The sequence below is a fragment of the uncultured Limosilactobacillus sp. genome, from assembly GCF_934202235.1.
Classification (GTDB): Bacteria; Bacillota; Bacilli; order Lactobacillales; family Lactobacillaceae; genus Limosilactobacillus.
In genome coordinates this window covers 1-21,990 of record NZ_CAKPXS010000029.1, presented here as the reverse complement: position 1 = coordinate 21,990, position 21,990 = coordinate 1, and the positions used below count along the sequence as shown (strand labels likewise).

General features: G+C 49.6%; 27 protein-coding genes and 1 other annotated feature. Of the genes, 1 reads left to right on the top strand and 26 read right to left on the bottom strand.

Features of this window, described 5'->3' with window-relative positions; genetic code table 11:
* From Q0E49_RS05470 to Q0E49_RS05345, 26 genes are all read right to left on the bottom strand, one after another.
* Positions 1–1,348: HAMP domain-containing histidine kinase (locus Q0E49_RS05470; protein WP_295746927.1), on the bottom strand; the 1,348-nt coding region annotated here is incomplete at its 3' end.
* Positions 1,349–1,374: 26 nt separating this feature from the next.
* Positions 1,375–2,064 (bottom strand): response regulator transcription factor, encoded by a 690-nt coding sequence (locus Q0E49_RS05465; RefSeq protein WP_295746926.1) that lies wholly within the window; start codon positions 2,062–2,064, stop codon positions 1,375–1,377.
* A gap of 182 nt (positions 2,065–2,246) precedes the next feature.
* The gene (locus tag Q0E49_RS05460) at positions 2,247–3,092 is read right to left on the bottom strand and encodes a CHAP domain-containing protein (RefSeq protein ID WP_295746925.1); all 846 of its coding nucleotides are present in this window, start codon (positions 3,090–3,092) and stop codon (positions 2,247–2,249) included.
* A 202-nt stretch (positions 3,093–3,294) separates the two neighbouring features.
* The gene (gene rpmF, locus Q0E49_RS05455; protein ID WP_102278893.1) at positions 3,295–3,474 is read right to left on the bottom strand and encodes a 50S ribosomal protein L32; all 180 of its coding nucleotides are present in this window, start codon (positions 3,472–3,474) and stop codon (positions 3,295–3,297) included.
* Between the two features lie 56 nt (positions 3,475–3,530).
* Positions 3,531–4,082, bottom strand: a complete 552-nt coding sequence (locus tag Q0E49_RS05450) for a YceD family protein (RefSeq protein WP_295746924.1) — start codon at positions 4,080–4,082, stop codon at positions 3,531–3,533.
* A 76-nt stretch (positions 4,083–4,158) separates the two neighbouring features.
* Positions 4,159–5,289, bottom strand: coding sequence for a nucleotidyltransferase (locus Q0E49_RS05445; protein WP_295746923.1), 1,131 nt, complete (start codon positions 5,287–5,289; stop codon positions 4,159–4,161).
* 12 nt (positions 5,290–5,301) lie between these two features.
* On the bottom strand, positions 5,302–6,045 hold the full coding sequence (locus Q0E49_RS05440; protein WP_295746922.1) for a class I SAM-dependent methyltransferase: 744 nt from the start codon (positions 6,043–6,045) through the stop codon (positions 5,302–5,304).
* The gene (gene rsfS / locus Q0E49_RS05435; RefSeq protein WP_295746921.1) at positions 6,045–6,401 is read right to left on the bottom strand and encodes a ribosome silencing factor; all 357 of its coding nucleotides are present in this window, start codon (positions 6,399–6,401) and stop codon (positions 6,045–6,047) included. The genes Q0E49_RS05440 and rsfS overlap by 1 nt, the downstream gene beginning before the upstream one ends.
* The gene (yqeK, locus tag Q0E49_RS05430) at positions 6,401–7,012 is read right to left on the bottom strand and encodes a bis(5'-nucleosyl)-tetraphosphatase (symmetrical) YqeK (protein WP_295746928.1); all 612 of its coding nucleotides are present in this window, start codon (positions 7,010–7,012) and stop codon (positions 6,401–6,403) included. Before yqeK ends, rsfS begins: the two co-directional genes overlap by 1 nt.
* Positions 6,996–7,637, bottom strand: coding sequence for a nicotinate-nucleotide adenylyltransferase (locus tag Q0E49_RS05425; RefSeq protein ID WP_295746920.1), 642 nt, complete (start codon positions 7,635–7,637; stop codon positions 6,996–6,998). The genes yqeK and Q0E49_RS05425 overlap by 17 nt, the downstream gene beginning before the upstream one ends.
* A gap of 18 nt (positions 7,638–7,655) precedes the next feature.
* Positions 7,656–7,967 carry a ribosome assembly RNA-binding protein YhbY gene (yhbY, locus tag Q0E49_RS05420; RefSeq protein ID WP_295746919.1) on the bottom strand — a complete coding sequence of 104 codons (312 nt, stop codon included), beginning with the start codon at positions 7,965–7,967 and terminating at the stop codon, positions 7,656–7,658.
* Between the two features lie 12 nt (positions 7,968–7,979).
* Complete coding sequence (gene yqeH, locus Q0E49_RS05415) at positions 7,980–9,104, bottom strand: ribosome biogenesis GTPase YqeH (protein ID WP_295746918.1); 1,125 nt, start codon at positions 9,102–9,104, stop codon at positions 7,980–7,982.
* On the bottom strand, positions 9,104–9,634 hold the full coding sequence (locus tag Q0E49_RS05410) for a YqeG family HAD IIIA-type phosphatase (protein WP_295746917.1): 531 nt from the start codon (positions 9,632–9,634) through the stop codon (positions 9,104–9,106). The genes yqeH and Q0E49_RS05410 overlap by 1 nt, the downstream gene beginning before the upstream one ends.
* Positions 9,635–9,755: 121 nt before the next feature.
* Positions 9,756–10,109 carry a 50S ribosomal protein L20 gene (gene rplT / locus Q0E49_RS05405; RefSeq protein WP_102278918.1) on the bottom strand — a complete coding sequence of 118 codons (354 nt, stop codon included), beginning with the start codon at positions 10,107–10,109 and terminating at the stop codon, positions 9,756–9,758.
* Positions 10,110–10,151: 42 nt separating this feature from the next.
* Positions 10,152–10,349 (bottom strand): 50S ribosomal protein L35, encoded by a 198-nt coding sequence (gene rpmI / locus Q0E49_RS05400; protein ID WP_102278920.1) that lies wholly within the window; start codon positions 10,347–10,349, stop codon positions 10,152–10,154.
* 21 nt (positions 10,350–10,370) lie between these two features.
* The gene (gene infC, locus Q0E49_RS05395) at positions 10,371–10,883 is read right to left on the bottom strand and encodes a translation initiation factor IF-3 (RefSeq protein ID WP_295746916.1); all 513 of its coding nucleotides are present in this window, start codon (positions 10,881–10,883) and stop codon (positions 10,371–10,373) included.
* A 41-nt stretch (positions 10,884–10,924) separates the two neighbouring features.
* Positions 10,925–11,059 (bottom strand) — a sequence feature (ribosomal protein L20 leader region).
* A 58-nt stretch (positions 11,060–11,117) separates the two neighbouring features.
* A complete protein-coding gene (gene dnaI, locus Q0E49_RS05390; RefSeq protein WP_295746915.1) occupies positions 11,118–12,047 on the bottom strand; it encodes a primosomal protein DnaI in 930 nt (309 codons plus the stop codon).
* Between the two features lie 21 nt (positions 12,048–12,068).
* Entirely contained in the window at positions 12,069–13,442 is a 1,374-nt protein-coding gene (locus tag Q0E49_RS05385) for a DnaD domain protein (protein ID WP_295746914.1), read from the bottom strand.
* Between the two features lie 13 nt (positions 13,443–13,455).
* A complete protein-coding gene (nrdR, locus tag Q0E49_RS05380) occupies positions 13,456–13,926 on the bottom strand; it encodes a transcriptional regulator NrdR (RefSeq protein ID WP_295746913.1) in 471 nt (156 codons plus the stop codon).
* The gene (gene coaE, locus Q0E49_RS05375) at positions 13,923–14,525 is read right to left on the bottom strand and encodes a dephospho-CoA kinase (RefSeq protein WP_295746912.1); all 603 of its coding nucleotides are present in this window, start codon (positions 14,523–14,525) and stop codon (positions 13,923–13,925) included. Before coaE ends, nrdR begins: the two co-directional genes overlap by 4 nt.
* 3 nt (positions 14,526–14,528) lie before the next feature.
* Positions 14,529–15,362 carry a DNA-formamidopyrimidine glycosylase gene (gene mutM / locus Q0E49_RS05370; RefSeq protein ID WP_295746911.1) on the bottom strand — a complete coding sequence of 278 codons (834 nt, stop codon included), beginning with the start codon at positions 15,360–15,362 and terminating at the stop codon, positions 14,529–14,531.
* A gap of 13 nt (positions 15,363–15,375) precedes the next feature.
* Positions 15,376–18,045, bottom strand: coding sequence for a DNA polymerase I (gene polA / locus Q0E49_RS05365; protein WP_295746910.1), 2,670 nt, complete (start codon positions 18,043–18,045; stop codon positions 15,376–15,378).
* Positions 18,046–18,176: 131 nt separating this feature from the next.
* Positions 18,177–18,893 carry a Bax inhibitor-1/YccA family protein gene (locus Q0E49_RS05360; RefSeq protein ID WP_295746909.1) on the bottom strand — a complete coding sequence of 239 codons (717 nt, stop codon included), beginning with the start codon at positions 18,891–18,893 and terminating at the stop codon, positions 18,177–18,179.
* Positions 18,894–18,978: 85 nt separating this feature from the next.
* Positions 18,979–20,283: a UDP-N-acetylmuramate--L-alanine ligase gene (gene murC / locus Q0E49_RS05355; RefSeq protein ID WP_295746908.1), complete on the bottom strand. Its 1,305-nt coding sequence runs from the start codon at positions 20,281–20,283 to the stop codon at positions 18,979–18,981.
* A gap of 107 nt (positions 20,284–20,390) precedes the next feature.
* The gene (ytpR, locus tag Q0E49_RS05350) at positions 20,391–21,035 is read right to left on the bottom strand and encodes a YtpR family tRNA-binding protein (protein WP_295746907.1); all 645 of its coding nucleotides are present in this window, start codon (positions 21,033–21,035) and stop codon (positions 20,391–20,393) included.
* A 51-nt stretch (positions 21,036–21,086) separates the two neighbouring features.
* Positions 21,087–21,410: a thioredoxin family protein gene (locus tag Q0E49_RS05345; protein ID WP_295746906.1), complete on the bottom strand. Its 324-nt coding sequence runs from the start codon at positions 21,408–21,410 to the stop codon at positions 21,087–21,089.
* A 151-nt stretch (positions 21,411–21,561) separates the two neighbouring features.
* Here Q0E49_RS05345 and Q0E49_RS05340 point away from each other — a divergent pair, with 151 nt between their 5' ends.
* A complete protein-coding gene (locus tag Q0E49_RS05340) occupies positions 21,562–21,888 on the top strand; it encodes a hypothetical protein (RefSeq protein ID WP_295746905.1) in 327 nt (108 codons plus the stop codon).
* Positions 21,889–21,990 lie beyond the last annotated feature (102 nt).

The following is a 21,990-nucleotide window of genomic DNA, read 5'->3' as shown; positions in this document are numbered from 1 at the left end:
GGCCGTTACCACCCTTCTTTCGACTTCGAGCCTTATCCACCCGGTAAAAGCGGTCAAAGACCTTCTCGGTTTCTTCGGGAGCAATCCCTTCACCAAAGTCTTGAACGGCAATTTCTACTGCGTTGAGGCTCTTTGACAAGGTAAGGTGGACTTCCTTGCGTTCTGTCGAGTACTTGATGGCGTTATCACAGAGGATAATCAGGATTTGCTCCAGGTGGTCACGGTGAATCTGCACCTTGACTGGCCGGTGGAGGTCGTCATCAAGCATGAACACAAAATCAGGATGGATCATCTTGAAGTCATTGTAAACCTGGTTAACGACGTCATTGACGACCGTTGTTGCGTCACGGAATTGAATGTCAACCTGTTCAGCGCGACTCAGGTCTAACATTTCCTTGACCAAGTTATTCATCCGCTTCGTTTCTTGCATGATCGCATCGATTGATTCATCAAGGATATCCGTCTTTTCTTTTCCCCACCGCTGCAGCATCTGAATATGGCCCTGGATAATCGCCATTGGTGTCCGCAGTTCATGAGAAACATCCCCAACAAACTGCGACTGCTGGTTAATGTAGCGCTGTGTCTGGTCCAACATCTTGTTGAACATCCGCCCCAATTCCGCCAGCTCATCATTTGCTGAGGAGACCTCAACGCGGACATCGCGCGTCGGGTCAGCACTAACTTCTTCCAGGGTGGAATGAATACTGTTAAGCGGTGAGAGGAGGAAGTAGGTTAAGAAGTAACCGAGCAACCCGCTCAAGAGCACTACCAGTAACAACAGCAATAAAGCAATCACTGCCATGTGGTAAAACCGCTGGTAGTAGCTTTGCAAGAGGTTTTCCACCTGCAGGTAGCCGATTAACTGGTGATTATCACTTCGCCGCAGCGGATGCCTTGCCAGTAGGATCCGGTGGTCATCCCCCTTCACCATTTGGGCCGGCGCTACCCGCTTGCTCTTCTCCAGCCCCTTTTGCGGCCGCCCCGTTGAAAAGACCGGGTGGCCCTGCAGATCATAGACGGTTACAATCAAATGACTATCCGCTAAGCCCTCGACAACTGGCGTTTTATAAAAATGGCCATTTGCTCGCGCCGACTGGTGCTTGATCAACCTGTCCTGGACAGTTTGCCTGGTCAGCGGTGTCTGCTGAATCGATTCCAGTCGTCGGCTAATCGTTGATGCACTACTGTTAACCGCCTTTTTTTCCTGGTTCAACAAGTCGGAATTAAATGACCAGAAGAGGGTCGAAGCAAGAGCAACGAAAATAACAAATGCGCCGAGAGCTGTCCCGATCGCCCACTTTACTTTTAAGGAAATAAAGCGTTTCTGTGGTCCTTGTTCAGAATTCATTGCCTAACCCCACTTTTCAACGGCAATTACGAACGCATCACGTAACCGGTTCCCCGGACAGTTTGGATATAGCTCTTTTCACCCTCGCGATCAATCTTGTTTCGGAGATAACGAATATAAACATCAACCACGTTAGTTTCAACGTCAGAGTCGTAGCCCCAAACCTTACTTAACAGTTCCTTTCGTGGCATCACGACATTGATGTGCTCCATCAAAATCAAGAGGAGTTCGTATTCCCGCTTCGTCAGGTTGATGACCTCATCCCCCCGCCGAACAACGCGGTTTTCTTTTTCAATCGTCAGGTCCTTATAAGTGACCATCTGCTGGTGTGCTTCATTACTCTTATCTTCAATCTTAATCCGCCGCAGCAGTGCCCGGACCCGAGCGAGTAGCTCTTCAATCGCAAACGGTTTGACAATATAGTCATCAGCCCCGTGATCTAAGCCGGAAACCCGGTCGATCACTGAATCACGGGCGGTCATAATAATAATCGGCGTATCCTTGACTTCGCGAACCCGCCGTGCGACCTCAATCCCGTTCAATTCCGGCAGCATCAGGTCCAGCAAAATGAGGTCATAATCATCCTTGAGGGCCGCATCCAAGCCGGCCCGGCCATCCAATTCCACCTGCGTGTCGTAGCCCTCATGTTTCAGTTCTAGGTCAACGAAGCGCGCTAAATTTTCCTCATCTTCAATAATTAAAATCCGACTACTCATAAAGTTAACTCCTCTAAATTTGATTGCCGTCATTCCGGCCTTAACTGTTCCACCTGCTAATACCAAATGAGACAACAGTTAATAATCGTTAATGTGATTATAACTCATCCTAATCCGGCTTGTACCGCTTTTTCATGAAAAAGACTGCCATTCATGTTACAGATGGCAGTCAGAACTTGTTTTTACCAGTTTAATTGCCAACGAGTTGAATTTGGCGCATCCACGTTAGGAGTGAAAAACTGGGCGTGGATAACATCCTTGTATAAGTGTTTGGAAATTAATAAATAATTCCACTGGTTGGCTGCCGGTCCATGACCATTATTACCCCCAGAGTACAACCCGTTTTGTTCGGCACAAATGATATCACCGTTTGCCAACACGTGAATCACCACAAAGGTATGCCCATAGGGGTTCGTGCCCAACGGTTCCGGATGATCATGTCCCGTTCCGGCGATTGCGCCAGCATGCGGCGTACTGTCGGTATGCCCACCAACCGCTTGGGCCCAGTCACTCGCCGCATCACCACCAGCGGGAACCGTTACCCGTGGCAGGCGCTGACCACTGCCTTTTTGCTGCCAGAGCGCGTAGAAGTAACTAGAAGCAAAGCCGACGCACTGGTCAGCAGCGACACCACTACCGTTAAACCAGCCGCGACTAGTTTCGTATCCCAGTCCAGCCGTCCGTGGTGTCTGCAAGTATGGCTTAATGTCAGCCGGTTCCTGGCCGAGGTACCACCGAATGACCCCACCATTGGCATCCGCATTTTCCTTCACCGTTCCAGTTCCGTCTGGCCGGACAGCGTGGACCTCACTCGGCGTAAAGGCCGTACTGGATGGCGATGCTGGCAGTTTAGCAGTCGTTCCTGATTCCTGGTTTGTCCGATCAGCACTGAGGCTGCTAGCCGTCGCGTTCAATGTCGACTGATTGACCAGTGCCAGCGGTACTGCTGTCCGGTGATGACGAGTGCCAGCAACAACCGTCGATGCCATCATCGGCATGACCAGCATGGCCGTGCCAAAAATCGTCATGAGTTTACTTGACCAACGTGCAAGTTTCAACCTAATTTCCCCCAAAAGACTAAGTTTACTTTGTAAAGATAGCAAATTTGGCGGATCTTATCCGTTTTTCAAACGGATTGTTAGCTGATTAACATCTATTTGTAAAATATTGTTACGAAAATGAAAAAAGCTTCCAAGGACCGGTCCCTTAGGAAGCTTTTTTGTTGTGAAATTAGTTGTTAGGCGTAACAACCTGCTTGCCATCATAGTAACCACAGTTAGGGCAAACCATGTGTGACTTGCGCAGTTCACCGCAGTTTGGGCATGGTGCCAGGCCAGGGACAGTCAACTTAATGTGACCCCGACGAGTACGCTTACGCATCTTGGATTTTTTCCGTGCTGGAACAGCCATGAGTGACACCTCCTTAAAATGAAATTATCCACAAAGGTTTTTAACCGTCGGCTAACCTACTTTTTTTCATCCTGATCAGGAAATAATTGTTTCAACTTAGCCAAACGTGGATCAACTTGCTGATCGTTGCCCTGCTGAACTTGATCTTCACTCACTACCTGCCAGCCTCGACCAGCGGGCATTGCCTTACCGGCAGCCTCTTCCTTGGTGAGGATTTTCAGTGGCAGTTGCTCAATGATGTTTTCAGCGACGGCAGAGTCGAGATCAATCGTCCCGTGATCCGGGTCGATGACAAACACCACTTCATCCTTTTCGTAACGTTCTAGGTGGGCCTTATCACCCACGTAGGACTCCGTAAAATCAAAGTCAAGAGATAACGGTACGGGAGTCAATGACCGGCTCGACGGTACGGTCAGCTTCACCTTGACGTTAACGCCAAGGGTCGCATCCCCATCGTCATAACTCAAGTAACCATCAACGGTGACTGGCTCTACTGCCAGTACCATTTCTGGAAACCGCTTCGTCATTGACTCGTTCAGCTCAAGAGTTTGCGTAATGTGAAGTGGAGTATCGTGATATTTACGTGCTTCAGATAGTGACCATTTCATGCGCTAAACCTCCTAATGCAACATGATGAATTATACTAGCCGCCCCGTTTATTGTCAATGTTATTTCCTTGACAGCTTACAGACGCTGTGGTGGCCGCTTCAGATCTTGCTCCCTACTTGTAAAAACCTGGTATAGTTTGCCGGCCCGGTAGTCAAGGTTCATCAGCCCCCGCTTGAGGTTCTGGTCAACCTTCACAATGAGTGGATATGGTAATTCCTTTTTGACTTGGTGAAGGTAACGTTGACCCGCTTTGGTAAAGCCCAGAACGTGATAGTATGGTTGCTCCATTGCAGCCTCGACTTCCTTCGCTGATGCCTGCAACAAGAGGTACAGTTCTGCTCGCAACAGTCGGGCATAGGTATACCGTTTCGACTTCACCGCCTGCTGGAAACTCAAAAAGTCTAAACTCCGTTCTGCAGCGTCCTTCATCCGGTATTCTAAACCCTCAGCCACTTCGTAAGTTTCAGCTAGCCGGGCAACTGGTGCTTGGATCAGCTGGTTACGCAACAGTGGGTAAAGCCGATCCCAAGTTGGTACTGTTGCTACTTCGCGTAAGTCGGCAGCCGTTTGTGGCGGCACCGCATGTTCCGGAACATGACCAGCAGCCACTGCGTCACGGATGGCCGTCGCACTAGCTAACTTACCTCCCAGGTGGTGATCATGATAAGCACTTCCGACCCGTTCGATCGCGTGCAGTGCAATGGGCAGTTTTTCCTCTTCCTGCGCTTTCTGGTAAGCAAAGGCCAGAATGTCATTGGGAGCGGTCAGCTGGTGGCCAGTCCGTTTGGCCAACTCTTGGTTGAACTGGGTTGCAAAAGTGGCGTTATAGCGATGAAAACTAGTCGTTTGAAAATCCTTCTCCGCCGCTACCAGCTGTCGAAAGTCCCAGTGAGGGTGTTCCGCGCCAAAAACGACGTCGTGAACGCCTAATCCGGCTAAGAGCCGCAAGGCCCCGGCTGCAAAAAGGTGGGCTGGTTGAACCGCATAAAAGAGTGGCAGTTCTACCACCAAATCAACGCCGTTTTGCAGGGCTTCCCGGGTCCGGTGCCATTTGTCAACAATGGTTGGCACCCCGCGCTGCGTAAAATTGCCACTCATCACTGCCACCACGACATCAGCATTCGTCACTTGCTGGGCCTGCTGGCGGTGATAACGATGGCCATTATGAAATGGGTTGTATTCCGCAACTAAGCCGACTGCTTTCATCCCTTGTTCCCCCTATTGATGGCATTCGAAAAACCAGCGGGTCGTGGTTGCCGTTGGTTGATGGCGGCCAAAATCTGCGGTGACCTTGATGTTCTTAAAACCCGCCGCCTGCAACTGCTCTTGCCACCACGATAACGGGTACGATCGTTCAAAATGCAATTCCGCCTGGCGGTCATAACTACCATTACCTTGAAGGTGAAAAATTACCAAGTCGTGGACAACCCCATGATCAACATCATCATTGGCATAAGACCGCCACATCAACGCCGCCTGGTGGTCATCAGTTTCGTCGTTATACATATAACCAGGATAAACCACGTCTGTCTGGTACGGCGTAATTACATCAAACAGAAAGACACCCGTCGTTGATAAATGAGCTGCCACCTCTTTGAGTGTCCGGCTGACTCGCGCCGGTGTTGGCAGGTAGTTCAGCGAATCCGCGTAACAAGTGACGACATCATAGGTTGGCAAACCATCCAGCTGGGTCATGTCACCTTCGACGAGCGTGAGGTTGACATTCGCCGCTGTGGCATGTTCTGAAGCCAACGTCAGCATTTCCTCCGACTGGTCCAAGTCGGTCATTTGCCAGCCCCGCTTGGCCATCAGACTAGCAAAACGACCAGCTCCCCCCGCAAGGTCGAGGACGGCTGGTCTTGGTAAATGAACCCGCTGCTGGCTGAAATTAGCCCAGTGGTCATACATTGCCGGATCAAATAATTGATCATAGATACTGGCAAAGCTCTGGTAAACACCCATTAGTCATTAACCCACGCACTCAGGTCGACCAGCGGTGCGTCGGACCAAAGCTTTTCCAGGTTATAGAATTGGCGGGTTTCTTCGCGGAAGATATGAACAACTACGTCACCCAGGTCAACTAAGACCCATTGAGCAGCGTTCTTGCCTTCCACGCTCCCAATTTCGAGCTGTTGTTCATGTGCCATTTCCACAATGGCGTTAGTAATGGCCTGCACTTGCCGGTTAGAACCACCAGTCATCACGACAAAGTAGTCCGCCATTGGACTAATCTGATCAACTTTCATGGCAACAATATCTTCGGCCCGGCGTCCATCGGCCGCCTTCACAACAAGTTCGAGTGTTTTTTTACTATCCATTAAAGTTCTCCTTTATTTTGTGGCACCCAGGCATTGTAAGTCAGAATAGTTGCTGGGTACACTGGTAAGTCACGTTCAACCAAGTAAGCAAGTGTCTGTTCGGTTTGGTAAGCAACGCCCAATGTTAAGCTCTTGGCTGTTAATTCACGGGCCTTCACGACCTCGGCAAAGCTCCGCCCCGGTTCGATGTAATCGGCCATGTAAATGATTTGTTCCAAGGGGCTCATCACCGGCGCCCCTGTCGTGTGGTGACGGATCGCGTTAAGGATATCTTCGTCCCACACGTCGAGCTCGTGCTTGACCATTTCTGCACCAACGATTCCGTGCCAGATGGCGTTGTTCCAGTTTAACAAGTCTGGATCGAGACCATCTTCTTTAATTTCGCGAAGAAAGTCTTCATCGGGGCGCTGCTTAGCATAGTCGTGGCATAGCCCGGCAATGCTGGCCTTTTCTAAGTCAACACCGTATTGTTTTGCCAGCTTAATGGCTGTCTGCTCAACCCGGAGAACGTGATGGAACCGGTCTTCAGTCAGCGCCTCAGCTAGTTTATCAACAAGCTGCTGGCGACTTAATGGCAGCAAGTGCTGCTGGTAGTTAATCGTGGTCATGATACAACTGATGCTCCTCAATATAATCTTCCACGGCTGACGGCACCATGTACTTAATCGACTGCCCCGTCCTGACCCGGCGCCGGATGTCAGTTGAACTGAAGTCGACTTGTGGCACATCCACCCAGGTCACCGGATAAGGGGTTTCGTTTTTGGCCCCCGGGCGCCGCACCCCGACAAAGTGAACGAGTTTGACCAGGTCGTCAATCCGGTACCAGGTTGGTAAGTAGTCCACCATGTCACCGCCAATAATAAAGTAATAATCTACATCGGGATGGCGTTCTTTCAGTCGCTTGACGGTTTCGTAACTATAACTAGTCCCGCCACGTTGAACCTCGTCCAGCTCGAGACCAAAGAAACTGTTATTGGCAATCGCTAACCGCAGCATTGCCACCCGGTCTTGGGCAGCAATCGCTTCCTTATGGTCAACGTGTGGTGGTTGAGCATCCGGCAAAAACAAAACCTGGTCAAGACAGAGGGCCTTTCCAGCCTGGTCGGCCACTAATAAGTGGGCGTTATGCACGGGGTTAAATGTGCCACCGTACAGGCCAACGCGCCGTCGTTTGCTGAAAATCAACGGTTGTGGCGCTGGCTGCACAACCACCCCTGCCTGCTTTTGTTTCTGCATGCTCTCACCACCAATCAATTAAATTTTAGCGACTTTGGCTGATAAGTCGCGTTGCTTCTCATTGGCCGACTCCTTAAATAAAAGCAGTACCCGGCCAATTTTTTGAACTACTTGAATATCAGTATTGTCTTCAATGAACTGGGCAGCTTCTGCTACCGTCGTCTCAGTGTTCTGTTGGAGACTAACCTTAATTAATTCCCGCCGGTCCAGTGCGCCATCCAGCTGGTCAAGCCAAGCCTGTGTCAGACCATTTTTGCCGACACTAAAGATTGACGACAAGTGGTTAGCTTGTGCCCGGAGGTATCTTTTTTGTTTTCCTCGTAACTGCATCATTTTCTCCTTTTAAATCATTGCTGAACGCAAGACGACACCTACACCTTTCGGTGCCCAGCCAACGACTGAACACCCCGCCGGCACCGTTACCCAGCCGAGCCCTTCAATCACCAGGTCACTGCGCTGCTGAACAGCAAAGCTATGTTCAACCAGCGGCGGAATGTCCTCCAGCTCATCTTTCGTCGGCGGTGTCAGTAATTCACCCGCATGCTGCTGGTAGAAATGTTGCGCATTAGCTAACTTGGTCCGGTGAATCATCAGGTTATTATCAAAGTAAGCGTTAAAGCCCGACTTTGGTCCACTCACGAAATCAAACCGGGCCACGGCGCCAAAGAAGAGCGTCTGCCCTTCCGTTAACTGGTAAGTTCGCGGCTTGATTTCCCGTTGTGGCGAAATAATCTTCAGATCATCCGCTGGCAAGATGTGGGCCATCTGCTCTTCATGGATAATTCCCGGTGTATCTACCAGCTGGTGACCGTCATCAAGCGGAATTTCGATCTTATCCAGCGTAGTTCCCGGGAACCGTGAAGTGGTAATGAGGTCGCTGACACCCGTCCGCTGCTTAATGATCGTGTTAATCAACGTTGACTTGCCAACATTAGTGACCCCGACAACGTAGACATCGCGGCCCTGCCGGTAATGCTCAATCTTCTCCAGCAGTGAATCAATCTGGCGGTTCTTCTTGGCGGAGACCAGGACTGTTCCCACCGGCCGGATGCCCGCCTGGTTAACTTGCTGGCGCAACCAATCGCGCAACTTGCTTCGCCGCAGAGAGTGCGGTAATAAGTCTTCCTTATTACCAACAAGCAAGACTGGGTTGTTGCCAACAAAGCGGTGAAGCCCCGGAATGAGACTGCCAGTCACATCGAAAATGTCAACAACATAGACAACCAAGGCGTCAACTTTCCCTAGTTGGTTGAGCAAGCGCAAAAAGTCGTCGTCGGTCAGCGACACTGGCGCAATTTCGTTATAGTGTCGAAGACGAAAACAGCGTTGGCAATATAGCTCATTGTTAGCTAATCCCCGCTCCAGTGCACTTTGCGGCGTGTAGCCAACCTCGTGTGGATCACTTGTCTGGATGACTGCTCCACAACCAATACAGCGAAGTTCTTCTTTATCTTGTGATTGATCCATTAATTAATCTTCTCCTGCCATTGAACTTCTTTCGGAAAACGGCGTTTTAACTGCCTCATTACTGGCTTTTCTACTACCCGGTTGATCTTGGTGACCCACTTATCAGTGTCAATCAGGGGTTTAACCAGGACACTCCGGACACCGGCACTATTCGCTGCCGCGATGTCAGTCATCAACTGGTCACCAACCATAACCACTTCACTTTTGGCTAATCCGAGTTTTTTGCGTGCCCGGGTAATACCAAAACCGAGCGGCTTTAACGATCGCGCCATGAAAGGCAAGTCCAACGCTTCCACCGCTTTACCAACACGCTTGGCAGTATTATTAGAGATAATGATTAACGGAATCCCCGCCGCCTGGAGCCGTTGCATCCAGTCACGCATTTCGGGAGTACCGTTAGGGTTATTCCACGCGGTCAGTGTATTGTCTAAATCGCTAAAAACCGCCCGAATCCCATGCTGATGTAGTGCCTGAGGGTCAATTTCGTAAGCCGTTTCGACCATCCACGTTGGTTTAAAAAGCTCAATCATGTTCGCAATCCTTTCTCAATGGTTCCAAAAATAATTATAACGGCGTCTTTTCACCGGTTCAAATTTTTGAAACAAAAAACGGGGAACCGGTAACCAGTCCCCCGCTAATAAAACTTCTTAATTACTTAAGAGCACTCTTAGCTTCGTTAACAATGGCAGTGAATGCGTCTGCATCGTTAACAGCCAGGTCAGCCAGCATCTTCCGGTTGATGTCGATGTTAGCCAGCTTCAAACCGTGCATCAGCTTGCTGTAGCTGATCCCGTTCATGCGGGCAGCTGCGTTAATCCGTGCAATCCACAGTTCACGGAACTTACGCTTGTTAACCTTCCGGTCACGGAATGCGTAAGTGTAGCTCTTCATTACCTGGTCTTTAGCAGTCTTGAACAGGGTCCCCTTTGAACCACGGTAACCCCGTGCCAACTTCATAATCCGCTTGCGCCGTGCGCGCGTTACTGTTCCACCTTTTACTCGCATTGTGTCGTTTCCTCCTCGTTAATCGTTAATAGTACCGTCTGCTTACTTGAATGGCAGCATCTTTTTGAAACGCTTGATGTTCGTTTGGTCCATCATACCAGTACCGCGCAGTTGACGACGCTGTTTCTTAGTCTTACCGTGGAAACGGTGGCTAGTGAATGCGTGACCACTCTTGAAACCGCCCTTGGCAGTCTTCTTAAAACGCTTTGCAGCAGCGCGATTAGTCTTCATCTTTGGCATAAGAAATTCCTACCTTCTTTATTATTTGTTATCTTTGTCAGTCCGCGGAGCAATGGTTAAGAACATGCTCCGACCTTCCATCTTTGGTCGTTGCTCAACCGTTGCAATTTCCTTGGTTGCATCGGCCATCTTTTCAATCATGTCACGACCAATATCCTTGTGCGTGATCGCACGTCCACGGAAACGGATTGAGATCCGAACCTTGTTACCCTTGGCGATAAACTTCTTGACCCGGTTCAACTTGATGTTGAAGTCGTTAGTGTCAATCGTCGGGCTGAGGCGGATTTCCTTTACCGCGACCGTCTTTTGCTTTTTGCGGGCTTCCCGTTCCTTCTTTTGCATCTCGTAACGGTACTTCCCATAATCCATAATCCGTGCAACTGCCGGTCGAGCCTTTGGGGCAACCAATACTAAGTCGAGGCCAGCATCTTCTGCCAGCTGCAGCGCTTCACGGCGGGACTTAATCCCTAACTGTTCGCCACCTTGACCAATTAGCCGCACTTCCCGTGCTCGGATACCGTCATTGACAATCATTCCTTGAGCTATGGCAACACACCTCCAATTTATTTCGCGAAAGAAACAGCAAAAGGCGGAGCGCATACGCACCCCGCCTATTAGCCACGAACCAGGAAGATCCGTGTTAACATTCAGCTCGTTTGCCCGGCCACTCTAGTAACCTAGGCGAGAAGCGGGTGCTTCTGCTTTTTCTTTCAACGGTTAATACTTTACTAAATCCCACGACCGTTGTCAAGGAGCTGATTTCACTTCTTAGCCATTTCGCAAATTATCACCCATCATCGGGGTCTCATCAGAGAGAAACTGGATCCGTTCCATAATCCGCTTGGCCTTGAGTGGCTCTTCATTCCCCTGGTTATCGATCGCCAGGTGTTCTTCTTCCAGCTGGTCCATCGAGAAGTTAGAAGAGAAGAAGGTTGGCAATTCCTGCTGCATCCGGTATTCCAGGATTACTCCCAGAATGTCATCGCGGATCCAGGCCGACATCGCATCGGCCCCGATATCGTCGATCATTAAGATGGGTGCCTGTTTGACACTGTCAAGAATGTCAGCGGTCCGGTTGTCGCGAATGGCCGCCTTCATTGACACTGCAAAGCTTGAAAAATGAAGGAGCGTTGACTCCACGCCCTGCTGTGCCAGGGCGTTAGCAATTGCCCCCAGCAGGTAGGTCTTCCCAACCCCAAAACTCCCGTAGAGGTACAGCCCCTTTTGAAACACGCCGGGCTGGTAATCACTCACAAAGCGCAGCGCGGCATTGAAGGCATCCTGACGGCTGGCCGTCTGGTGCGCTTCATCCGTATAAAAGTGGTCAAAATCAGCCTGACGAATAAACTTCGGCATGTTTCGTAAGGTGACCCGCTTTTTCAGTGCCTCAGCTGCTTGTTGGGCCTTTAATTTTTCAGTAGGAACGTAGGTGACGTCAATTTGCTGGTTGCGAATCGTCAATTGCGGCGAGTACCCTGGGGCCACCGTTGTTTGATTATTAGTGGCCAGCTGCTTTTCGTGATAGAACTCGTACAGCTTGGACATCCCCCGGTCGATAATCTCCGGCGTCAGCTCTGCCTGGTGGTATTGAAGAAAGTGGCTGATTTCCGGGTCGCTTAATACTTCCTGACGTAACCGCTGGGTTTCTTCGTGACGAGACGCCATTATTTTTTGCAGTTGCTCGCTAACTGATTCCATTCTTCCCACCTCCTGACGACATTATTTCTTTTGATTATCGTGCTTCTGTTTTAATTTGGCAAGTAGTTGCTGCGACTCGCGTAATTGCGCTGCACTAGCCTTCGTTTTCTTCTTCTCCGACTGACCAGCTTGCGCCCAATCAGGCAGTTGCTCCTTCACACGGCCCCGACGATGACGATATACTTTGCCACCCTTGGATTTCTTGCCTGGGCGCGGTTTGTTAAAGTTTTTAATTTCTTGGAGCGCCTCACTGGCCGTCCTGATGTGACCCCGCTGCCAGCTATTGGCAATTGTGTCCACCAGATTTTTTCGCAACGTCGGCAAGTCCTGCTGAACAATGACGTCGTAGCTTAAAATGTTAATCACTTCAGGGGCTAGCCCCTGGTTGAGCAAGTTACTGATAATGTACTTTTCGTTGCTCGTTACAAAGCCGCCGCCCGTCTGCTGCTTGAGCGTCGCCAAGAAAGTTACTGGTGCGAGATCACTAGCCACTTTGACCAACTGTTTTTCCTGAGTGGATAAGCCAGTCAGCTTTTCGGTAGTCGCTGCCTGTGGTTGTTCTTGCCCCACCTTGGTGGTATTTTCAAATTGTCCGGCGACCACTAGTTTTAACTGTCGGGGGTCAATTCGGTTGCTAGTCCCCCAATCGACCGCCTGCAGTACCAGCTGACGCATTTGTAGCTCCTCAATACCGTACATCAGGTGTTGGGAGATAATTAACTGGCGGTTGGCCTGCAAGTCATCCTCCATCAGGCCGTCACCTACCAGTTGTTTGGCCAACAATGCAAAGTCAAACCCGTCAGCCGGCAACAGTTCTTCCTGGTGGGAGCTAGTAGGCAGTGTTGCCTTAACCTTGTCTGTTAACTGTTGGTCAGCCGTTAATGATGTTCGGTCAGGATTAAAGACATCAAAAAAGCCGTGAGTGATTTCAGTGAGTTTCGCCGGGTCGTAGTAGTAACGTTTGAGCTGAGCAGCTAGCTGTTGAAAACGTTGCTCACCAACTACTTGGAGTAACTTGGTGCTTAATAGGTCTTCTTCAAAAAAGTCCTGGCCCGATAATAAGGACTGCAGTTGGTAAACAAAGACCGTTCCCACGGCGTCTTCTTGAAAAAAAGTTTTTAACAAGCCAACCGCCTCGAGCTGGTCACGAGCTGCTTCCAGCTTTCCGGCACCAGTATTCAACAAGGTTAGCAGTTGCGAATGCAGCCGCCGGTCCGCCAGTGAAGGGTGGACTTGTAACTGTGCTGCTAAAACATTTTCTAACACATAGGCGAGCGGTGATAGCAATGGCTGATACAGGTTAGTCAGTACCGCCTGATTGAGGGTAAAATCTCCCGCCATCGTTGTTACCAGGTATCCCGTTTTGGGTGTCACTGGTGGCATTGCCTGTTTCATTGTCATCCCGTCCTTACTTGCTATGCTTCTTATTATGGTTAATGATTGACTCCAATTCACTCATGAAGGCATCGACATCTTTAAATTGCCGGTACACACTGGCAAAACGGATGTAGGAAATTTCATCGACATCCTTTAATTCATCCATCACGTACTCACCGATAATCGTCGTGGAAACCTCGTTTTCCCCGCGCGCCCGTACTTTATTTTCCACCGTGTTGGCAATTTTAGTTAGCTGCTCGATGCTGACTGGGCGCTTTTCTGCTGACCGCACCAGCCCATTTAAAATCTTTTTGCGGTCAAATTGCTGACGGGCACCGTTTTTCTTGACCACCAGTAGTGGTTGTTCTTCGTAGCGCTCAAAAGTGGTAAACCGGTAGCCACAATGAGAACATTCCCGCCGCCGCCGAATGAAGGTACCGTCTTCACTGGGACGACTGTCAACAACGTGCGAGCCATCATGATGACAATGTGGACAAATCATAGGCATTTCTCCTTACTTAACTTATCTTCCAGGAAGTCCATCAACCAGGCTGCTTGTCGTGCTGTTTGACGTCGACCACAACTATTATCAATCGTCCAATCCGCCCGGACGACTTTCTCAGCTAATGGCATCTGGGCTGATATCCGCTGGTGTGCTTCACGCTCACTAAGAGAATCACGAGCAACCAAGCGACGATACTGGGTGTCTTCATCAACAGCCACTACCACAATCACATCACATAATTGCTGGTAGCCCTGCTCAAACAGTAGTGGAATATCCAGTACCAGCTTGTTGGAATCAATCGAGTGCAGCTGGCGGATAATTTCGGCACGAATTAACGGCTGCAGGAGCTGATTTAACTCGTGCAGTGCTGCCGCATCAGCGAAAACCAGCTGTCCCAGTCGCCGGGTATCTAAGCGGCCGCTAGCGTACAAACCTGGTCCCAAACGTTTGATGAGCGCATCTTTCACCACTGGACTGGTATCGCGAACGTGTTTCGCCACCTGATCTGCGTCAATCACTCGCCAACCAGCCGTTTGAAATTGGCGGCTAACAGTCGACTTACCGGTGGCAATCCCCCCAGTAATTCCCACAATCATGGCCTACGCCTCAATTAGTGGCTGGCAGTGCGGGCAAAAAGTGGTTCCCCGTTCGGCAACCTTAATCTTGACCATCTTCGTCCCGCAACGTTCACACTTTTCGCCACCCCGGCCATAGGCATGAAGTCGCTCTTGAAAACCACCAGCATTACCGAAGGCGTTAGTAAAGGAATGAACAGTCGTCCCCTTGTACTTCGTTGCCACCGCAATTTCCTTGATGATGTTATCGTGAAGCTGACGAATTTGTTCATCAGTCAGGCTGTTGGCAGGCTGCTCTGGGTTGATTTTGCTCATCCACAGCACTTCATCGGCGTAGATATTGCCTAACCCAGCGACGTGACGCTGGTTTAACAGGAACGGCTTGATTTTTCCTCGTGACCGCTTCAAAACATTGCGGAAATACTCCAGTGTAAAGTCCTGGTCAGTCGGTTCCGGACCAATTGTCTTTAAACCAGCCACTGACATTTCAGTCCCCGTTTTCACTAACTGCATCCGGCCGAACTTGCGGGTGTCATGGTAGCACAGCTCCGTCCCGTCAGTAAACTTAAAAACGACGTGGGTATGCTTGTCAATTGGCTTTCCCTGGTCCTGATTGAAGTACTTCCCCTCCATCCGCAAATGGCTGATCATCGTCAGCTGGTTAGTAAAGCGGAAAAGAAGGTACTTGCCACGCCGGTTAACATCCGTAATGGTCTGGCCAATTAATGCGTGGCGAAACTCCTCCACGTCACCAACGATCGTCTTTCCGTAATACACGTCAATCGCGTTGATTTTCCGGCCCTTGGCAATTTTAAGGAGCCCGCGACGAACTGTTTCGACTTCAGGTAGTTCTGGCAATCTGAATTCCTCCTTACTTCTTTAAATCATACCAGGTATCGCCCCACTTGCTTTCCACTTTGAGGGGCACATCGAGCTTAATGGCCGAATCCATCACCTGTGGAACTACCTTGGCCAGCAGCGGAATCTCTTCTTGAGGCGCTTCAAAGACCAATTCGTCGTGGATTTGCAGCAACATCCGCGCCTTCAATCCCCGCTTAGCTAGTTCACGGTCCATCCGGATCATGGCAATTTTGATAATATCAGCCGCGCTACCCTGGATAGGAGTATTCATCGCGGTCCGTTCAGCAAAAGCCCGTTGTGGCCGGTTGCGACTGTTAATATCCGGCAGGTAACGGCGCCGGTGGGTCAGCGTTTCGACGTATCCCTGGTCGTGAGCCTTCTTCACAATGTCGGTGACGTACTTCTTTACGCCCGGAAATTCGTGGAAGTAACTATCGATAAATTCCTTCGCCTGCTTCCGGCTGACGTGAATGCTCTGGGATAGTCCATATGCACTAATCCCGTAGACAATTCCGAAGTTAACCGCCTTCGCGTGACGACGCATATTTGGTGTCACTTCTTCGTCAGCAGCGAGGTGGAAAATTCGCCGGGCAGTGCTGGCGTGAATATCCTTGCCATCAATAAAGTCTTGCTGCAAGTTCTGATCACCAGTAACGTGGGCCAGGACCCGCAGTTCAATTTGGGAGTAATCGGAACTGAAGATTTGCCAGCCCGCATGACTGGGTACGAAGGCGTGACGAATCTGCCGGCCCTCTTCTGTCCGGACCGGGATGTTTTGCAGGTTGGGGTCCACAGAAGACAGCCGGCCGGTCTGGGTCAAGGTCTGCAGATAGCGGGTGTGGACCTTGCCATCACTACTGTGGATGACCTTTAATAAGCCATCGACGTAGGTGGACTGGACCTTTTTGATCCGCCGGTATTCAAGAATATGTTCAATAATTGGGGAGGTTCCCAGAAGTTTTTCCAACACTGCGACTGCCGTAGAATAGCCAGTCCGGGTTTTCTTAATAACCGGCAACTTCATCTTTTCAAATAAGACCTGCCCTAGCTGCTTAGTGGAATTAATATTAAATTCTTCCCCGGCATCCTGGTAGATCTGCTGTTCTAGTTCACTCAACCGCTCCAGCATCTTGCTACCCATCTGCTTCAGCAGGTCGGCATCCACCTTGAAGCCGGCAATTTCCATCCGGGCGAGCACCCGGGTAAGTGGTAATTCAATGTCGGTATAAAGTGGCATCTGCTGGTGTTCATCCAGTTTGTGGTCTAGCGGCTGGTCTAACTTTTCAATCGCCCGTGCCTTTTTAGCAAGGTGGGTAAAGAAGACTTGATCATCTTCAGGGATGTGACGCTTGGCTCCCTTACCATAGACCGCCTCGTCGCTTTCCACGTCGAAGTAGTCGTGCTCATGAGCCAGCATTCCCAGGTCGTTATTGTTGTCATTGGTGTCCAGCAGGTATGACTCTAATAGCAAGTCGAAACCAACGTGGTTGATCTCCACTCCCAGCCGGTTCAGACCAACAATTTGTGCCTTGGCGTTAAAGACATCCTTCACATAATGGTCATCAGCGAGCAGGGACGACAATGTTGGTGTCTTCAACAGGTCGGTATCGCGACTCACTAACCACTGGTCCCCCGCGCCGATGACAAAGCCAGCAAACGGCGACAAGTGATAGTTGGCAACCGGCATTTCCAAGATAAAGGCAACTCGCGATGGCAGTTGCTTAACCAGGGTAAGGTTATCGGCGTTCAAGACCGTATACTTAATCGGTTTTTCGGCTGTTGGCTGGCTACCACCCGCTTCAAGTGGCGCATTCATCTTTGCCAGAAAGCTCCGGAAGCCCATCTTCTGGTAGAACTGGACCAGTTGATCAGTCTGTTCACCCTGGTATTTGATGTCATGAATGCCGACTTCAAGGGGCGCATCCCGGAGAATTGTGGCAAGCGTCTTACACTGCTTGGCAACCGCTTCTTCGTTAACCAGGTTTTCTTTCATTTTACTCTTCTTAAGCTGGTCAAGATTATCATAGAGTCCTTCAACACTGCCAAACTGTTGAACCAGTTTCAACGCCCGCTTTTCGCCAATGCCACTCACCCCGGGATAATTATCTGAATTATCGCCCATCAGTGCCTTGAGGTCGATAATTTGCTTGGGTTTAAGACCAAGCTTTTCCTCGACGTGTTCCGACGTATAGTGTTCCGTTTGGGTCACGCCCTTCTTGGTCACGGCAACGGTCGTATTGGCCGTGGCTAACTGGGTTAAGTCCCGGTCACCGGTCACGATTAGCGTTTCCCAGCCAGCTTGGTCAGCCTGTCCCGCCAGCGTGCCAATAATGTCGTCAGCTTCATAATTAGCAAGCTGGTAGGCGGTGATCCCACAGTCTTCTACCAGTTCATGAACTGACGGGATTTGTTCTACTAACTCTTCTGGGGTCTTGTTACGGCCACCCTTATAATCCCCGTACATCTTAGTCCGGAAAGTCACCTTCCCCGCGTCAAAGGCCGCTAACGCGTAATCCGGGTGAAAGTTTTCCAATACGTGGTCTAACATCAACTTAAAGCCGTAGATTGCCGTCGTGTGCATACCATCAGCATTGGTGAACTTACCAAGCTGGTTGTGTAAGGCAAAAAATGCCCGGAACATAATGCTGTTACCGTCAATCAGCAGTAATTTTTTTGACATTGAAAGTCGCTCCCCTTTTCCTAATCGTTTTAATTGTACCAAAGTTTCCTAATTCATGGTGTTCAATAGCTCGAAAGTAAAAAGGGGCTAGGAAAATCCCCAACCCCTTTTGAATATTAAGTTACCAGTACTTAGTCGCGGTTGCTGCCCATTTGAAGGATATTCAGCAACTGCAAGAATAAGTTAATGAAGTCCAGGTATAACTGCAGTGCACCAGTAATGGCCAACCCAGTTACTGAAACCTGGTTGCCATATTCGATGTACAACTGCTTCATCTTCTGGGTATCCCAAGCAGTTAAGACCACGAAAATAATCACTGCAATGTACGAAAAGACGTAACTGATTACCGCACTCTTTAAGAACAGGTTAATCAGCGAAGCGATGATCAAGGCGATCAGTGCTGCCATGGCGTGAGAGCCGGCCTTGTTCAGTGACCGCTTGGTGACGGTCCCGTAGATGGCCAGGACAATGAACACCGATGAAGCGGAAATAAAGGCCGTCGTAATATTTGCCGCCGTGTAGATACCAGCAATCAAGGCGAATTCCACCCCATAGATCACCGCCATCACCATCAGCATAATAAAGCCACCAACAGGATTGCGGGTCGCACTAAAGGAAATCCCCATTGACAAGGCGATTGGCAATAATAAGAGTAACCAAACCATCCCCGGGTGAGCAACAAAGTAGCCCATCACCGCTGTCCGAAAAGTGGTCAGCGTCAGATAAGATGATAAGGCTGATACCAGCACCGCCAACGCCATGTTGCCGTACATCTTCGTCAGAAACGAGTTTAACCCGATCTGATCAACGACCTGGCGACGGCCGGTCTGTGGATTCATGTTATCCATTTTTATCCTCCTTCATAGGTCAATAATGGTCAAAGTTAGTTAAGTGAAATGTTAGCAGAGCTCGCTGCACAGGACAAGCGATTTACTAGTTTTCCAACATCTTTTTATACTTTTCTTCATACTTTTCGATGTCGCCGGCGCCCATAAAGATCACAACTGCATTATGGAAGTCAAACAGCTGACCGAGCGACTGCATATCGATATCGTGGCTGCCCGGCACCAGATCTTCCAGGTCTTGCCGGGAAACCTTCCCGGAGTGTTCCCGAATGGAACCGAAGATCGGGGTGACAAAGACGTCGTCGGCTGTTGAAAGCACCTTCCCAAAGTCCTGTAGGTAAGCAGCCAACCGCGAATAGGTGTGTGGTTGGAAGACGGCAATAATTTCCTTCTCCGGGAACTTTTGCCGGGCAGCATCAAGGGTGGCCTTAATTTCTGACGGGTGGTGAGCGTAGTCATCAATAATCTTCATGTCGGCAATATCGGTCTCGCTAAAGCGCCGCTTAACACCGCTAAACTTGGCCAGTTCTTCCCGAATGGCATCCAGGTCTTCGTGTTCCATGTAGGCCACGGCAACCACCGCCAAACTATTGAGGACGCTGTGCTCACCATACAAGTGGATAGTGAAAGTCCCCAGCTTCTGGTCGTGGAAGTAAGCATCATAAGTCGAACCAGCCGGTGTCCGCTTAATGTTGACAGCGCGGAAATCATCACGGTCGCTGGTCCCGTAGTAATAAATCGGCACATCCAGTTTTAATTGTCGCAGGTTTTCATCGTCACCCCAGGCAAAGACCGCCTTCTTGACCTGGCTACCGAATTGTTCGAAGGACTGGCGGACATCATTGATATCCTTAAAGTAATCCGGGTGGTCAAAGTCGATATTGGTCATGATCGCGTAATCCGGGTGGTAAGCCAAAAAGTGGTCACGATATTCGTCGGCTTCGAAAACAAAGAAGCGGGCGTCCGGTTCACCATGACCAACCCCGTCACCAATTAGGTAGTTGGTCTTGGCAACTTCGTGGAGGGTATGGGACAGCAGGCCAGTCGTACTGGTCTTACCATGCGCGCCGGCAATCCCAATGCTGGTGAATTTTTCAACCTGTTGTTCCACCGCAGCGGGGTATGACAAAACAGTGAGTCCCATTTCGTGGGCCCGCTTGATTTCTGGCTGGTCGTCACCAAAAGCGTTCCCCTGGACAACAATCATCCCTTCTTTAAGGTTAGCGGGGTCAAAGTTAAAAATCTTAATGCCAGCCTTTTCGAGGGGGCCCTGAGTAAACGTCTCTTTTTCAATATCAGAGCCGCACACCTTGTTGCCCTGGTCATGCAGCAAGCGGGCTAGTGAAGCCATTCCAGTACCCTTAATTCCCACAAAATAATACGTCTTGGCCATTGTCACAGTTCCTCCAATATAACAATTTGATTGATTAAAAAAGGGCCATTGAAATGGCCGACGGTGGTCGGCAATTGTCAACGTCCCCCTTGCTTGTTAATTCTTAGTTAGTCAGCCGTAGTAAAAAGGTGGTTGCCCCGCTCAAAGTCAAACGCGTCACCGGCTTGGCCAAAGTCATCTGGTAAGATTACACATCCCGGACGGTCAGGGGCGTTTTTCAGCTTTAATTCACGGCCTGAGCAAATCATACCATTACTCTCGATACCCCGCAATTCCCCAGGGAAAATAATTTTCCCATCAGGCATCATTGCCCCGACTTTTGCCACCACAACCTTGATGTGGTTAGCGATATTTGGTGAACCACAGACAATCTGCAACTTCTCATCACCAGTATCAACCGTCGTAATGTGGAGGTGGTCAGAGTCAGGATGGTCCTTCATTTCTTCAACGTAGCCAACGACAAACTTCGGCTTGCCATCGTAAACAATTTCTTGGTCAAACCCGGCCTTTTGCACTGCCTGGTTTAAGGTTGCCACTTGGTCCGCTGACAAGTGGACCTGGCCATTAGCTGAACATAATTCAGGAATTAGCTGTGAGGCGTTCATAAAGTTGTAGCCCAATAATTGTCCATCCCCGGACAGAATCTGGGCAACGTTTTCCTTAACTGTTACCCGTTGATTTTCGCCATCGGCAGCAACGATCACCACAAGAACGTCGCCCATGGCTTTTGCATTGTAGCTTGCAATTAACATGGCATTATTTCCTTTCCATTCAAAGTACCCTTAATAGCATACCATGTTAGATTATTTTGTGAAGTTGGTCAGGAACTTTTCCACTTCTTCCTTCGTTTTACGGTCCTTGTTGACAAAACGGCCCTGCTCTTTACCGTCCTGGTACACGACAAAACTGGGGATGCCAAAGATATCTAATTCCCGTGCGAGGTCCATGTTTTCATCCCGGTCAATGGCCAGAAAAGTCATTTGCGGAAAATCTTCCTCAATTGCAGGCATAAACGGTTTAATGAACCGGCAGTCCGGACACCAATCCGCACTGAAGAAGAGGACATATTGCCCCGTGACCATTTTTTGTTCCAGTTGCGACAGCGTTGTTTTCCCTACTTTTTCCATTTTAACGATTTCTCCTTTAACTTATTTTTAGTAAGCTTAGCGCGATTATCCCTAATTGTCCACTCCCACGCAGCGCCCACGATGGATTAATTGCCTTTGCCTTGTTATATGATAAAATAACTGTATTAACTTACGCGGAAGAAGGAGCTCAATGAATAATTCTCTAATTTCACCATGGAAAGTCTCAGCGACGCTGGGGTTGTCTAGCATTGCCGGGTTCGTCCTTGGTCAGCTAATTGGCAACCGCAAGCAGTCAGCCACCCGCATCTTAAAGATGATCCGGGATGACTTTAAAAAAGAAGGTCCGGTTATCGGTAGTTGGATTGACTCACAAGCAGATCCCTACCAGCGTTACGCCGTCAAAGCAGACGTTTACCATGGTGGTGTTACTCGTTTAGAGGACAGCATCCCCGTTAATTACCAGTTTATCGCTGATGCTCGTACCGGTTCGTTAATTGAATTAAAACGTGAAAACTAAACATAACGAATAAGGCCACGAGGAATGAAGTGCCCTACAATTGTTAGACAAAATTGTCTAATGATTGTGGGGTATTTTTTATGACCAAATATAGCTCAGCAC

What these genes read in the sequence shown, in the direction of transcription:
- ytpR (WP_295746907.1), bottom strand. Translation starts at nt 21,035, where the DNA reads ATGTTAATTGCAAGCTACAATGCAAAAGCCATGGGCGACGTTCTTGTG.
- rpmF (WP_102278893.1), bottom strand. Translation starts at nt 3,474, where the DNA reads ATGGCTGTTCCAGCACGGAAAAAATCCAAGATGCGTAAGCGTACTCGT.
- Q0E49_RS05410 (WP_295746917.1), bottom strand. Translation starts at nt 9,634, where the DNA reads ATGATTGAGCTTTTTAAACCAACGTGGATGGTCGAAACGGCTTACGAA.
- Q0E49_RS05345 (WP_295746906.1), bottom strand. Translation starts at nt 21,410, where the DNA reads ATGGAAAAAGTAGGGAAAACAACGCTGTCGCAACTGGAACAAAAAATG.
- Q0E49_RS05425 (WP_295746920.1), bottom strand. Translation starts at nt 7,637, where the DNA reads ATGCAGAAACAAAAGCAGGCAGGGGTGGTTGTGCAGCCAGCGCCACAA.
- coaE (WP_295746912.1), bottom strand. Translation starts at nt 14,525, where the DNA reads ATGATTGTGGGAATTACTGGGGGGATTGCCACCGGTAAGTCGACTGTT.
- Q0E49_RS05445 (WP_295746923.1), bottom strand. Translation starts at nt 5,289, where the DNA reads ATGAAAGCAGTCGGCTTAGTTGCGGAATACAACCCATTTCATAATGGC.
- rsfS (WP_295746921.1), bottom strand. Translation starts at nt 6,401, where the DNA reads ATGGATAGTAAAAAAACACTCGAACTTGTTGTGAAGGCGGCCGATGGA.
- infC (WP_295746916.1), bottom strand. Translation starts at nt 10,883, where the DNA reads ATGATTGTCAATGACGGTATCCGAGCACGGGAAGTGCGGCTAATTGGT.
- dnaI (WP_295746915.1), bottom strand. Translation starts at nt 12,047, where the DNA reads ATGGAATCAGTTAGCGAGCAACTGCAAAAAATAATGGCGTCTCGTCAC.
- nrdR (WP_295746913.1), bottom strand. Translation starts at nt 13,926, where the DNA reads ATGATTTGTCCACATTGTCATCATGATGGCTCGCACGTTGTTGACAGT.
- Q0E49_RS05360 (WP_295746909.1), bottom strand. Translation starts at nt 18,893, where the DNA reads ATGGATAACATGAATCCACAGACCGGCCGTCGCCAGGTCGTTGATCAG.
- murC (WP_295746908.1), bottom strand. Translation starts at nt 20,283, where the DNA reads ATGGCCAAGACGTATTATTTTGTGGGAATTAAGGGTACTGGAATGGCT.
- Q0E49_RS05465 (WP_295746926.1), bottom strand. Translation starts at nt 2,064, where the DNA reads ATGAGTAGTCGGATTTTAATTATTGAAGATGAGGAAAATTTAGCGCGC.
- Q0E49_RS05440 (WP_295746922.1), bottom strand. Translation starts at nt 6,045, where the DNA reads ATGGGTGTTTACCAGAGCTTTGCCAGTATCTATGATCAATTATTTGAT.
- rpmI (WP_102278920.1), bottom strand. Translation starts at nt 10,349, where the DNA reads ATGCCAAAGATGAAGACTAATCGCGCTGCTGCAAAGCGTTTTAAGAAG.
- yhbY (WP_295746919.1), bottom strand. Translation starts at nt 7,967, where the DNA reads ATGCAGTTACGAGGAAAACAAAAAAGATACCTCCGGGCACAAGCTAAC.
- rplT (WP_102278918.1), bottom strand. Translation starts at nt 10,109, where the DNA reads ATGCGAGTAAAAGGTGGAACAGTAACGCGCGCACGGCGCAAGCGGATT.
- yqeH (WP_295746918.1), bottom strand. Translation starts at nt 9,104, where the DNA reads ATGGATCAATCACAAGATAAAGAAGAACTTCGCTGTATTGGTTGTGGA.
- Q0E49_RS05340 (WP_295746905.1), top strand. Translation starts at nt 21,562, where the DNA reads ATGAATAATTCTCTAATTTCACCATGGAAAGTCTCAGCGACGCTGGGG.
- Q0E49_RS05385 (WP_295746914.1), bottom strand. Translation starts at nt 13,442, where the DNA reads ATGAAACAGGCAATGCCACCAGTGACACCCAAAACGGGATACCTGGTA.
- polA (WP_295746910.1), bottom strand. Translation starts at nt 18,045, where the DNA reads ATGTCAAAAAAATTACTGCTGATTGACGGTAACAGCATTATGTTCCGG.
- Q0E49_RS05460 (WP_295746925.1), bottom strand. Translation starts at nt 3,092, where the DNA reads ATGACGATTTTTGGCACGGCCATGCTGGTCATGCCGATGATGGCATCG.
- Q0E49_RS05450 (WP_295746924.1), bottom strand. Translation starts at nt 4,082, where the DNA reads ATGAAATGGTCACTATCTGAAGCACGTAAATATCACGATACTCCACTT.